The organism is Mesorhizobium sp. M0088, assembly GCF_040322895.1.
GTDB lineage: Bacteria > Pseudomonadota > Alphaproteobacteria > Rhizobiales > Rhizobiaceae > Mesorhizobium.
Genome location: NZ_JAMYUI010000022.1, coordinates 42,677 through 55,111, shown reverse-complemented (window position 1 = coordinate 55,111; position 12,435 = coordinate 42,677). Strand labels below are relative to the sequence as shown.

At 58.1% G+C, this 12,435-nt stretch carries 8 protein-coding genes, 1 pseudogene and 1 riboswitch; of the genes and pseudogenes, 5 read left to right on the top strand and 4 right to left on the bottom strand.

The annotated features are described in order from the left end of the window. Positions 1-137 precede the first annotated feature (137 nt). Positions 138-339: riboswitch (cobalamin riboswitch) on the top strand. A gap of 95 nt (positions 340-434) precedes the next feature. Then, positions 435-2,786, top strand: coding sequence for a 5-methyltetrahydropteroyltriglutamate--homocysteine S-methyltransferase (metE, locus tag NKJ67_RS24655; protein WP_352583637.1), 2,352 nt, complete (start codon positions 435-437; stop codon positions 2,784-2,786). Between the two features lie 445 nt (positions 2,787-3,231). On the opposite strand, the gene NKJ67_RS24650 is transcribed toward metE, so the two are convergent. After that, complete coding sequence (locus NKJ67_RS24650; RefSeq protein ID WP_023812678.1) at positions 3,232-4,287, bottom strand: cytochrome-c peroxidase; 1,056 nt, start codon at positions 4,285-4,287, stop codon at positions 3,232-3,234. A gap of 951 nt (positions 4,288-5,238) precedes the next feature. On the opposite strand from NKJ67_RS24650, the gene NKJ67_RS24645 reads away from it, so the two are divergent. Continuing rightward, positions 5,239-5,592, top strand: coding sequence for a hypothetical protein (locus NKJ67_RS24645; RefSeq protein WP_023737108.1), 354 nt, complete (start codon positions 5,239-5,241; stop codon positions 5,590-5,592). A 137-nt stretch (positions 5,593-5,729) separates the two neighbouring features. On the opposite strand, the gene NKJ67_RS24640 is transcribed toward NKJ67_RS24645, so the two are convergent. After that, positions 5,730-6,734 carry a glycosyltransferase family 10 domain-containing protein gene (locus NKJ67_RS24640; RefSeq protein ID WP_352583635.1) on the bottom strand — a complete coding sequence of 335 codons (1,005 nt, stop codon included), beginning with the start codon at positions 6,732-6,734 and terminating at the stop codon, positions 5,730-5,732. Positions 6,735-6,816: 82 nt separating this feature from the next. Continuing rightward, a pseudogene (locus NKJ67_RS24635) lies at positions 6,817-7,475 on the bottom strand (transposase); the annotation flags it as partial. A 412-nt stretch (positions 7,476-7,887) separates the two neighbouring features. On the opposite strand from NKJ67_RS24635, the gene NKJ67_RS24630 reads away from it, so the two are divergent. Then, positions 7,888-8,358, top strand: a complete 471-nt coding sequence (locus tag NKJ67_RS24630; protein ID WP_023783325.1) for a Ros/MucR family transcriptional regulator — start codon at positions 7,888-7,890, stop codon at positions 8,356-8,358. A gap of 220 nt (positions 8,359-8,578) precedes the next feature. On the opposite strand, the gene NKJ67_RS24625 is transcribed toward NKJ67_RS24630, so the two are convergent. After that, entirely contained in the window at positions 8,579-8,791 is a 213-nt protein-coding gene (locus tag NKJ67_RS24625) for a cold-shock protein (RefSeq protein WP_023679670.1), read from the bottom strand. Positions 8,792-9,136: 345 nt separating this feature from the next. Here NKJ67_RS24625 and NKJ67_RS24620 point away from each other — a divergent pair, with 345 nt between their 5' ends. Both NKJ67_RS24620 and NKJ67_RS24615 read left to right on the top strand, forming a co-directional pair. Beyond that, the gene (locus tag NKJ67_RS24620; protein ID WP_352583633.1) at positions 9,137-9,391 is read left to right on the top strand and encodes a hypothetical protein; all 255 of its coding nucleotides are present in this window, start codon (positions 9,137-9,139) and stop codon (positions 9,389-9,391) included. Between the two features lie 1,003 nt (positions 9,392-10,394). Continuing rightward, positions 10,395-11,852: an NAD-dependent succinate-semialdehyde dehydrogenase gene (locus NKJ67_RS24615; RefSeq protein ID WP_352583631.1), complete on the top strand. Its 1,458-nt coding sequence runs from the start codon at positions 10,395-10,397 to the stop codon at positions 11,850-11,852. The last annotated feature ends 583 nt before the right edge of the window (positions 11,853-12,435 follow it).

The following is a 12,435-nucleotide window of genomic DNA, read 5'->3' as shown; positions in this document are numbered from 1 at the left end:
GTTGGACAATGGTGGCAGCGGAGCAGCGCCGCCAATGGGCGACTGAATATTTCAGAATGTTAGACAAGTGTAAAAGCGAAATCACATAACGACATAAACATTTCGTTATGCGTCATTGACAAAAGAGCGGACTGCTGTGATTGTCTGCGTGTCGTGGTTCTCGCGTGCGGCGCTGCCGCAGCGGAGCTAAGAGGGAAGCCGGTGCAATGCCGGCGCTGCCCCCGCAACTGTTAGCGGCGAGCCAACCCCACTCATGTCACTGAGGCGAATACCCTCAGGAAGACGGGTAGAGGCTATGACCCCGCGAGCCAGGAGACCTGCCACGGCGATTTACGTCCACGGGCGGGGTGTCTCGGTGGCCGCTGCAAGCCGGCGTTCGTGCCGGTCTGCTAGCGCCTTCCTTGTCATCGGCGCCCCAACCATCGGGGTATGACATGACTGACTCTCAGGAAATTCCTGTAGCAACGCTCGGCGTGCCGCGCTTCGGTCGTCGGCGAGAACTGAAATTCGCGCTTGAAAGCTACTGGTCCGGAACATCGTCCGCTGGCGACCTTCTCACGACGTCGAAGGCGCTCCGTGCCGCTAGCTGGGAAGAGCAGCGCGATCGCGGCGTGTCGAAAATCCCGTCGAACGACTTCTCGCTTTACGACCATGTGCTCGACACCGCAGCCATGGTCGGGGCCGTTCCATCCCGTTACGGCTGGAATAGCGGCGAGGTCCCACTTGACATCTACTTCGCAATGGCGCGCGGCAACCAGGGTCAGACGGAGGATTGTGGACACGCTGGTCACCAGGAGGAGGCTCATGGACCTGGTGTAACCGCGATGGAAATGACCAAGTGGTTTGACACCAACTACCACTACATTGTGCCGGAACTCGATGATGATCAGACGTTCGCCCTCTCGTCATCGAAGCCGGTCGATTACTTCCTCGAGGCTAAAGCTCTCGGCATTCACACACGCCCAGTCATCCTTGGACCCATCACCTTCCTCAAGCTGGCGAAATCGCCTGCCGAGGGGTTCGGTCCCATCGCGCTCCTACCGCGGCTGCTGCCCGTTTACGAGCAAGTCCTGCAGAAGCTGAAGCTGTCGGGAGCCGACTGGGTGCAGATCGATGAGCCAGCGCTTGTCCTCGATCTGAACCCGAACGAACGAGCTGCGTTCGAATTCGCCTATGGCCAGCTGTCGAAAGCCGCGCCCGAGCTGAAGATCATGCTGGCTACGTATTTCGGGTCGCTGGGGGACAATCTCGAAACCGCGGTTTCTCTGCCCCTGGCCGGGCTGCATATTGATCTCGTGCGCGCTCCCGAGCAGCTGGAAACGGTGGGTCGGCTCGCTCCGAAGGATCTGGTGCTCTCGCTTGGCTTGATCGATGGCCGCAACGTCTGGCGTGCGAACCTGCCCGCCATTCTCGACCGCATCAAACCGATCGTCGCCGGCTGGCCCTTGGACCGCGTCGAGATCGCGCCTTCTTGCTCGATGCTGCATGTGCCGATTGATCTGCGCATGGAGACGGAACTCGACGCCGACATCAGGTCGTGGCTCGCCTTCGCGGCCCAGAAGACCGACGAGCTGGTCTTGCTGGCCCGGGCCCTGTCCCAAGGCAGGGATGCGGTGGCAGGCGCGTTGAAAGCGTCTGCCGAGGCTGCCGCCACGCGCGTGACATCCACGAGGATCCATGACCCGCTTGTTCAGGGGCGGATCGCTAGCATTGAGGACAGCGCGAAGCGACGAGAGAGCGCTTTTGGCGAGCGCTCCAGAGTCCAAGCCGGCTCACTCGGGCTGCCGCCGTTCCCGACGACGACCATCGGGTCCTTCCCGCAGACGCCGCAGGTACGCAAGGCGCGGGCCGCTCATGCGAAGGGCCAGCTGAGCTATGTCGACTATGAGACGTTCCTGAAGAAGGAGATCGAGGCTGCAATTCGCTGGCAGGAAGAGATCGGGCTGGACGTGCTGGTGCACGGTGAGTTCGAGCGAAACGACATGGTACAGCATTTCGGCGAGCAGTTGTCCGGCTTCGCGCTCACCCAGCATGCCTGGGTACAAAGCTATGGGTCGCGCTACGTGCGTCCCCCCATCATTTTCGGCGACGTATCGAGGCGCAATCCGATGACAGTGCGCTGGTGGCAATTCGCCCAGTCGCTTACGGAAAAGCCCGTGAAGGGAATGCTCACAGGCCCAGTCACCATTCTCAACTGGTCTTTTGTTCGCGACGACGTACCCCGCTCCGAAGCCTGCCGCCAGATCGCGCTCGCCATCCGCGACGAAGTGACGGATCTCGAAAGGTCCGGCGCAAGGATGGTCCAGATCGATGAGGCCGCGTTTCGCGAAGGATTGCCACTGCGCCAATCTGACTGGAAAGTCTATCTCGACTGGGCTGTCGAATGCTTCCGGATCGCTTCAACGGGTGTAAAGGACGCGACTCAAATTCATACCCACATGTGCTATTCGGAGTTCAACGAGATCATTCCCGCGATCGCTGAAATGGATGCGGATGTCATTTCGATTGAGACGTCGCGCTCGAAGATGGAGCTGTTGGACGCCTTCACGAGCTCCAAATATCCGAACGAAATCGGTCCCGGCGTTTATGATATTCACTCACCACGCGTCCCGGAAGTCGGCGAGATTTCGGACTTAGTCATGCTTGCCCGCGAGCGACTGTCCGACGGACAACTGTGGATAAACCCGGACTGTGGCCTCAAAACACGCAAATGGGAGGAGGTCCGCCCTGCCCTCATGAACATGGTCGCTGCAGCGCGCGCGCTCCGGCAGAAAGTGCAGGCGTGAGGCTTCTCTTCCTCACCGTGTGGGGAGTTGCCGGCCGGCGGATGTCGGCCGGGAATATGCCAACCCGATCACACTCTTGAAAATAAGCCACACGGCGAAAATGTGCAATTTTCCTTCGGCACGTGTCCTCATCCCGCAGAAATATAAATGTGACACCACGCTATAGTATTGGTCCTTGGGAACATACAGGCCCCGCGCCTCGAACAAATCGTACACACGTCGTTTCTCAAAGTAGACTGCTTGGCATGTTCGCTCAGGCGGCGACAATATATGATGCTGCGCGTCTGTCCGCTTCCCCAGTTGATTTGCGCAGACTACGGGCGAGGTTGCAGGTTTCGGGTATTGCTAGCGTGTCCCGCCAATTCGGAGATGGACGTGGCAATTCGTGTGGCCCAAGTAAAAGCCGCAATCATTTTCGATTGCGACGTCCGCAGCCAGTTGGCCCTTATTTTCCTAAGATCTGCGTTACAGGCCGGGGCGTTGTCGCCGTTTCGGAGGGTAAGATGGGATAGGTGACCTCGGGTGCCTCTCCGGTCAGCGAGTTGAGGAAGGCAACAAGCAGATCAACTTCTTCGTCCGCCAGTACTACGCCAAGCTGGGTGGTCCCCATAATAGCGACGGCCTGTTTCAGATCCCAAACCTTGCCCGAATGAAAGTATGGCGCGGTGAGTGCAACGTTGCGCAGCGGCGCCACGCGGAAAACATAGTAGTCATCGGCTGCATTGGTGACCGCGAATCGGCCCTTGTCTTTGTCCGGCAGGACCTCGGCGCTGGGCTGTTCCACGAGGCCAAAGGGGAAATAGGCTTGCCCACCAACGTTGATGCCGGCATGGCAGGACGAGCAGCCTTTGTCCATGAAAAGCGCCAGGCCCTGTTTCTGTTCGGAAGTCATGGCAAGCTCATCACCATTCAGGAAGCTGTCGAACGGGGCCGGTGTGACCAATGTCGCCTCGAAGGCTTCGATCGCCTTGGCGAAGTTGTCGAAGGTGACCCGATCGGCTTCAGCCGGAAAAGCTGCATCGAACCACTCGACATATTGCGGCATGGACTTGAGCGTGGCGATGACTTGGTCCGGTGTATTGGCCATTTCGATGCCAGCTTGGACCGGTCCCTTCGCCTGAGCCTTCAGGTCTGCGGCACGACCATCCCAGAACTGAGCGATGTTGAAGACAGCGTTCAGTACAGTCGGCGCGTTGCGCTGTCCCTTCTGCCAACCATGGCCGATCGAGGTTTCGTGATTGTCGTCGCCGCCCGTGGCCAGGTTGTGGCACGAGTTGCACGACAAAACGCCTGACGCCGAGACGCGTGGATCGAAGAACAGTGCCTTGCCGAGAGCGATCTTTTCCGGGGTGTTCGGGTTGTTGGCTACTGTCGGCGTGGTGGATGGCAAAGCCCTGAAGGTGGCCAATGCCGTATCTCTGAGGTCGGTGGGGATCGAATCCGCAGCAAAGGCGGTGGGTGCCAGCAAGGTGACAGCCATCGTTCTGAATAGGATTTTCATAAATGGTCTTCCTGCGTCGTGCACGCAGCCACTATGCGATCTGCGGCTCATGAACGCCCTGAGCTAGATCAGTTGAGGGAGAGGATCGGGGTCTGGCACCTGTTTTCGCGGCTGAGCTGGGACCCTCTTGGAAGTGATCGCTCTTCTCGATTGGACTTCAGGGAGGAGGAGTATCCCTGCTCGACAACCGTTTGTATGCATCAAAGCACGCCCTGGCGGCGGCTTCGTAGATTCGGTCACTGCGATCTTCCCGCCATCGTTGAGAAAGTCGAGAGCACCCGCAAGACTGGCAATCTCTTGCACGATGTGCGCTGCACGCCTTGCGAAAAGTGAGCTTTTGAAACCTCAGGGTTCATTCGTTCCTCCGGACCTGCTGATTGCGTGAATCGACCTTATCGACACCCGCCGACTGCACATTGTGATGTCACCAGCGATGGCGGTTTCAATACCTAAGCAGCGACGGTCTATGCGACAGTATGGATGTCCTATCGGAATAGCCGGTCCGCCTTGTCGATCGTCACACCGGCATATAGTTCCGCTTCTACGAACATCCCGCGAGGAAAGACATGGCCAATACGCGCAGTATCGCCAATCTAGCCCTTGTGCCGGCGCGGCGCTTGAGCAGGTCCACCGGCTGTAACTGCCTCACACCTCGATCCACAGATCCTAGGCGATGACCACCTTGTCGTCATCATTTGACGGGCGCAGGGCATTGGCCCATAAGCGAGCCACCGCAAACTGTGCGGTTGCCAATGCGTAATGATGTGAATTGGAATGATCTTCGGTTCGCGAAACACGCACGTCCGACGCAGCTTGCGTTGACAGAGGCGGTTTTACGCGCAATAGCACTTCCGCCGGCCTATTTTTGTGGAGTTCAATTGTGGTTCGGCCAAGGGCGCTGGGCGCCGGACCGGCCCCGTGTAAACCTTATCAAAGAGAGAGAGACCCTGCATGGAAGAATTCTTACCGCGCATCGCCACTGGTGCCGGCATCGGCCCGGCTCTCGCAGAGAAGGGCGTTGGGTTAATGCTGGGTTTCCTGCAAAGCCACGCGGCCGACGGTCCCGTTGCGCGCATGATCGAGGCCATTCCGGGAGCTTCGGAATTAGTAGCGAAGTATCATGGCGACGACCCAGAGGGTGGCGGCCTTATGGGGCTCGGCCAGCAATTGATGAGTGAGGGTCTCAGCATGGCAAAGATCGCCGGCCTCGCCAACGAGACGATCGCCTGCGCCAAGGAACATGCCGGCGACGAACTCGTGGACGAGGTCCTCAATTCCGTTCCTGGCCTTCCCCAGTTCGTCTGATCAGCGGCAGCCGGGGGCGCATGACCTCGTGCGCCCGTGCCGGCCCGTCTGCGCAGCAGGCATTCTCCGCCGAGCGTTCCGTACCGATCTCGCCAGACCACCGACCGCCGGGCACGCGAAGCGAGCGTTGGAGTACTTCATTCGTCTATTCCAAAATCGACCTCAGGCGAATCGATGTGTATAATTTCCGGCGGTAAGGGTTTATCCTGAACGCTTTCGATGAAGCTCGCGAGATAAGCAAACGTATTGTATTTCTCAAGGACCAACCGCTTCGCCTCTCTTATTGCGCCGCGACGTTCCTTCCAGAGGTCCGAGTCGATGATTTCTTGAATTTTTGGGATTACGTTCTTGTCCTCTGGGTCAATCAGAACCATAGAGTCCGAAGGGAAGAACCTCGTGATTGCCGGGCTGCCGTAATAGATCGGCATTGTTTCAGCAACGAAGCAGTCCATAAGCTTCTCTGTAAAATAGTAATCAGCACGAGTATTCTCGAACGCTATACTGTAACGGTAAGGTGCGAGTGCGTTCCATTTATCTCCAATCAGCCGAAAACCTCGGCCGAACAGGTCAAAATCGAGCTCCTTTCTCAGCCGTTCCAGAAACGCCAGCCGATATCGATGTCCTTTAAGCAGGGCGATGTCACTGGTAATCCATGAGAGCCGAAGCGGCTTATCCACGACTTCGCTGACCAGAAGTTGGTCATATGTCTTGTTTACAGACCAAGACCGAGTGATAGGTGGAGACAAAACGAATCGGCGCGCTGCATTCTGCCGAGCAGCCAGCTCTGCGTCACACGTCAGGACGATAGTATTTTTCCCCTGCCCTTCATGAAACGCGCGATGAGCTTTCGTCGGCGGTTCGCCGATTGCAAAAATTGTCCTGTTTGGGCTCGCCTCGATATCAACAGGGAGCCCAAAAAGAGAAGCAGAGTTAAAGACGATATGCCAATCGGGCACGAAGGATGTCGTGCGAACAAAAGCGACATTGTTCCAGATTCCACTGCCCTTTGGAGTGAGATGGTGGATTGCATCATCCAAAACGCCCCAAGAATCTAGACATGTAGCAACAATGGGCGCCGGGCGTTCCGTCAACAATTTGGCCGACAAAGAAGTTTCACTCCCTTCACTCGTGAAGGTATTCAATCGCCATTCCGGATTGCGGTAACATTGGCCAGCATAAACCTTCCGGGACCCGCTGTCGAGGCGATTGTCGCTTTGCACTTGACTAGGTTCTTCCTCGCTTTGTGTGGTGATCAGGCCGGCTGAGTGGCAGCATGCGTGCCCTAATGAGTTCGCAGCCCGCTCTGCCCAATGGTACGTTTAATCGTCTTCAGGCGGTTGATCAGCCCTTCCGCCTGGCCGTTGCTCCACGGTAGTTCAATGGCATCGCGAACGGCGTCAGCGTCACGGCGTAGGACCCGACCGAAACGCGTGATGGCGACGGACCCGGAGTTGACGCCACATCGATCGAAGTGTCGAGCTTGCCCAATTCACAGGCCCCGCAAAATGCCGCGGAAGCGCATGGCAAGCCTGCGCATAGTGGCAAACTCATGTGATCCCTGCTTCAGGACATCGACCTTTGTGGCCTGGTTGATCATCGGCACATCCCGAGGCTTCGTGCAGAGGGCCGGGGCGACTACCGGCGAGATCACACGGCCAGTCGCGGGATTCCGTATCGGGACAGCGTCGCTGGCTGGTTGATGCGCATGATTGAAGCAGGCGACGCACTGTCCTTGCCGGCCTCTCGGTGCGGCGCCAACTTGCGAGAAGCCGCTCCAGATTCGAGAAGCTGCCTGTGTCGCCGCGCTGTTCGATATCGTGGAACAGGTGTCGTCCGCAGCGATTGCCGTCTCTCGAGTACCGGCTAAGAAACGCCCCGAAATACATTGATGTCCTTTGTTACCAGCGGCGGTTCCCAGCCCCTCGGAAGAGTGGCTCACCGGGCGATGAACTTACATTTGGCCATGGCCAATGAACGTCCATCGTCCCTGACGCCACCAGCAAGCGATCACGATCCCTGATTTCACAGTCAAAAGAAGTAATACCGAGACAAAAAAACCGCGCTTAGGCTCAAGACTACTAGCAAGTTCGACGCAAAGTTACAGCCGGGACGCGCCACGCACCTCGGCAGGGTCGCAACAACGAGTGGCTCAGCGTCACGACGGGAAATATGGCGCATCGATGTCGCTTCTGGACGAGCATTGGCAATAACGCTGTCGAGCATTGTTGCTTTCAGCGGCAACCGGCCCTATGAAGCGACGCTTCGCTGACTATGTTTCACCGCCTGGAGAGTTTCATGACAGAAGAAGCCGGAAAAAACGTCGACACCCTCATTGAGCTTGCCGCCGATGTCGTGTCGGCCTATGTCTCCAACAATCCGATCCCGGTGGGGGATCTCCCTGCCCTCATCGGCCAAGTGCATGCGGCTCTGAGAGCGACGGCCGGAGGTGTCTCTGCGCAAGAGCCGGTTGCCCTTACGCCTGCAGTCCCGATCAGGAAATCGGTGACACCGGACTACATCATCTCCCTTGAGGACGGGAAGAAATTCAAATCGCTAAAGCGCCATCTGTCGACCCACTATGGGCTGACGCCGGATGGATATCGGGCCAAATGGGGCCTGCCGGCGGATTATCCCATGGTCGCGCCGAACTACGCCGCGGCGCGCTCGACATTGGCCAAGACGATGGGGCTCGGCCGCAAACCGAAGGCGCCGGAAGCGCCGGAGCCTGCGCCGACGAAGCGAACCCGCAAGAAGGTCGCGGCTTGATTTCGGCAATCGAGATTCGTTCTGGAGCGTTTCAGCCATCGGCTTAATCTGCGCGGTCATATAAAAAGGCGGGGCCAACCCCGCCTTCCTTTCAAACAACTTTGTTTCATGAGGAATTCGCGACGCCTGCAGCAATCTGCTGCCCTCAGTTTTTGCTCGGTCCCATCGAGCGGCCGTGAGGACCTACGTGCCTACTCTTGCCAGGACGCAGGAGAAAATTTCAACCAGCTTTGCTGAGGCTGCCAGCGGAGGACTTGCCAGTGCGGCGATCCTGCTCGATCTCATAGTTGATCTTCTGGCCGTCAGCGAGGGTCGAGAGGCCCGCGCGTTCGACAGCGGAAATGTGGACGAAAACATCCGGACCGCCATTGTCGGGCTGGATAAATCCAAACCCCTTGGTGCTGTTGAACCACTTTACCGTTCCAGTCGGCATATACTTGTTCCTTCTTTTACAATGCAACGTGGGCAGGCCATTAGGCCTGTCCGAGTCATAGCCGAGAGTTGGGCGCAGCAAAAAGCGAAAAATTGTTAAGCCCCGATCAGCTGGCGCACTCCATTGTGGGCGTAGCCGCCAGCAAGCACTGTCCTACACTACCGCTCGAGCGTAGCCGGAAGCGCCCAATTTCTTCCAACGCTCCTCAGCGCCACGTCGATGGCTCGGGTTTGCAGGCGCGGGACGTAAGGCCGACCGCTGCTCGTGCCGCCAGGTCAAAGGCCGGGTAGTCCACGGAGCTGCCTTCGTGCATAACACCTTGGGAGCGCCTTAAGGAGTTTCGAGTTGGATTGTTTCAAGTGGGTCGAGGGGTTGATCGATGCGACCAGCGTGGAAGCGATCGATAGCGCGCGCGTTTTGCTGGACCAGTTCAAGGGCAAGTCAGAAACAATTTCCCAGGCGATTGACGACTTCCTGCTTGATTTCATGACCTTGCTGTTTGTGGTAGAAGCCACCCGCGAGCAGTTCCACAATCCGGCGAGGCGGTTAGCGCACATCAGATTGAGCAAGGTCAGGCTGTTACTCACCCGATGCCCTTGACCTAAGCGACCACTCCGCCAGGCATGCATTTGCAGCCGAGCGCACCAGACGGTATTTTACGCACATGAAATCAATCGCGACCGCTAAATTCTGCTGTTTGGTGCCCAGGGACGACGGCAAGCGCGGACAGCTTCCGTGCTGCTGTCCTGCAGCGGCAAATGTGCTGCATGCCCCCATCCAAGGCGAGCTCGACGTTTGTTTCTTACGTTGACCAAGGTCCCGCGAAAACACTCCCCTTCCCGCAGCAACTCATTACGTTCAACGGCCTCGCGGCAGGCCATCACGCCAGAAGAGAGCAACGGCATCGTTTTTCCCGCCCAGTCCTACGACCTCGTTTTTCAGCGCCTCGCGAATGTCGCCACCCGCCGTTTTTTTCAGGTCCGTCTTCGCGCGAGCGTCTGATCTTCAAAGCGACCACCAACCGCGCCGACAGCGAGTTCACCGAGCCGTCTAAGTGAGTGGCGGCTACAATAACGCCCTCACCGCCTATGACTCGTTTTGGGCGAGATGATGGGGCTTCGAGGCCGATCGCATGTTCAACCTCATCCTCAACGAGGATGATATCAAGACCGAGCGAAATGTGATCCTGGAGGAGCGCCGTTGGCGCAGAGAGACGAACCCGCAGGTCTGCTGGACGAGGAGGTCAACACGACATAGGAGATGGAAAAGCTGAACGGCACCGACGCATTCACGATCTACAACAAATATTGCCGACCGAACGACGCGGTGGCCGGCACTTAGAACCAGGCGCTGGCCGCGAAGACCTTTGGCAGGGTTGTGCGCGGGCCGGACCCGCCCGCGCGCAACCGCCGGTCGAGCCCGGCTAGTAGAACCGCGACTCATCTTCTAGCGAATTCAGGTATTCTCCCTTTCCAGTTGGCAACCGTGGTCTGCTAGCTGTCTGGCCGAGGTCCTATGAGGAGCTTGGACGTCCGGACTACACACCGAACCTGCTTTATACGCCTGGCGTTGAGGAGGAAACCGATTGCCCCTGTGCCCGCCCATGATCCGTCACCTGAGATCCCCTGACCTGTTTGGACCCATAGATCGCCTGCCGGCACTTGGCACGCGGATTAGAGAGCGGACATTCGAGGTCCTCAACCCGTCGACCGGCGAAGTGCTGGCAGAACTACCTGACATGGGAGTCGAAGAGACATGCGCTGGAATCGAGAAGGCCTATGTCGCGCAGCCTGGATGGGCAGGGTTTACCGCACGTGAGCGCAGCGATGTTCTATGGCGATGGCATGAGTTGATCATCGACCACACCGACGATCTCGCTGCAATTCTCACCGCGGAGATGGGCAAGCCGCTTGCCGAGGCCAAATCGGAGATATCGCATGCTGCGGCGTATCTGCAATGGTACGCCGAGGAGGCAAATCGCGTCTATGGCGAGACGATCTCCGCACCATCGACGGACCGCCGAATGCTGGTGATCAAGCAGCCCATCGGGGTGGTCGGCACGATAACCCCATGGAATTTCCCGGCCTCGATGGTGGCGCGCAAAATCTCGCCAGCCTTGGCGGCGGGCTGCACGATTGTCCTCAAGCCCGCTGAACAGACGCCGCTCGTGGCTGGAGCAATGTTCGCCCTCGCCCATCAGGCAGGCTTCCCCGAAGGCGTCGTCAACCTGATCTATGCGTCCGAAGGTGACGCGGTCGGCCGCGAACTTTGCACAAATCCCAAGGTCCGCAAGATCAGCTTCACCGGGTCTACTGAGATCGGGCGCTTACTTATGCGCCAGTGCTCGGACCAGATCAAAAAAGTCAGCCTAGAGCTCGGCGGCAATGCACCCTTCATCGTCTTCGATGATGCCGATATCGATGCCGCGGTTGACGGTGCGATCCAGGCGAAGTACCGCAATGCCGGCCAGACCTGCGTTTCAGCGAACCGCCTTTACGTCCAGTCGCGCGTTCACGACGAGTTCGTCGAGAAATTCGTGGAACGGGCTCGCCAACTTCAAGTTGGTGACGGTTTCGCTCCCGGAGTGGACATCGGGCCTCTCATCGACAAGCAGGCTTTGGCCAAGATTGAATCCCATATTGCCGATGCCGTAGCTAAAGGCGGCGCAATTCGATGCGGGGGCAAACGCGTCGGCACGAATGGCACGTTTTTCCAACCAACGGTCCTGACCGGTGTCACCAGCGAGATGACCGTGGCGCAAGAAGAGACATTCGGGCCGCTCGCACCGATTATTCGCTTCAACGATGCGGATCAGGTCGTGCGTGATGCCAATGAAACGATCTACGGCCTCGCGGCGTATTTTTATGCCTCTAACCTGAAGCGTGTCTGGCGTGTCGCCGAGGCCTTGGAATATGGAATGGTCGGGGTAAATACCGGCCGGATGTCTTCGGAAGCGGCGCCGTTCGGTGGGATAAAACAGTCCGGCATCGGGCGGGAGGGATCCCGCCATGGCCTCGAGGACTACCTCGAAATGAAATACCTCTGCATGGGCGGCATCTGAAGCATCGGCTTGCAGGGTTCACAGACGGGTTACCTAGCGAGCGATCTCCAAACATGTGAATTGTAGAATCGCTCCTCGATTGGGAAACTGAGGGGCGGTCCGCACCCGAGCAAACACGCAATCCTGAGGAGCCCCCTAAAATAGCTGGATGTATCTCTCGACGAGACAAGCGTCTGCATTTTCGGCGAAGACGGCGCGCATGCGACGGAGGATACGCTTGCGATATGGCGGCCCTCGCCGACTATCCTCAGGCGACGGGCTGTCGTTGCGCGGTCTGGTTGGAAGCTTGTGCACCAAGCCATCGTCAACGCTGATTGAGCAATATCCGGCTTCAGGGGCAGAATTTCGACTGCTACATTCCGATATCAGTAGCTCAGCTGTTCTTCGGCTGACTGCCGCGCCGGTATACGCTCGGACAGAATCGAAATACCACCACGCGGCATTCGCATCCACATTGGTGATCGGCGCACGGTCCAGGGCGCGCCAGGTTGACCAAGCGGGTCGAACCGAATGACAGCCTTGACCGGCTGGAGGACGGAAATCCCGATGCCGAAGAGGTTGGTCAGCCCAGTCGAGCCCACAC

Excerpts from the sequence above, each read along its gene's own strand:
- metE (WP_352583637.1), top strand. The coding sequence starts at position 435 with ATGACTGACTCTCAGGAAATTCCTGTAGCAACGCTCGGCGTGCCGCGC.
- NKJ67_RS24650 (WP_023812678.1), bottom strand. The coding sequence starts at position 4,287 with ATGAAAATCCTATTCAGAACGATGGCTGTCACCTTGCTGGCACCCACC.
- NKJ67_RS24645 (WP_023737108.1), top strand. The coding sequence starts at position 5,239 with ATGGAAGAATTCTTACCGCGCATCGCCACTGGTGCCGGCATCGGCCCG.
- NKJ67_RS24630 (WP_023783325.1), top strand. The coding sequence starts at position 7,888 with ATGACAGAAGAAGCCGGAAAAAACGTCGACACCCTCATTGAGCTTGCC.
- NKJ67_RS24625 (WP_023679670.1), bottom strand. The coding sequence starts at position 8,791 with ATGCCGACTGGAACGGTAAAGTGGTTCAACAGCACCAAGGGGTTTGGA.
- NKJ67_RS24615 (WP_352583631.1), top strand. The coding sequence starts at position 10,395 with ATGATCCGTCACCTGAGATCCCCTGACCTGTTTGGACCCATAGATCGC.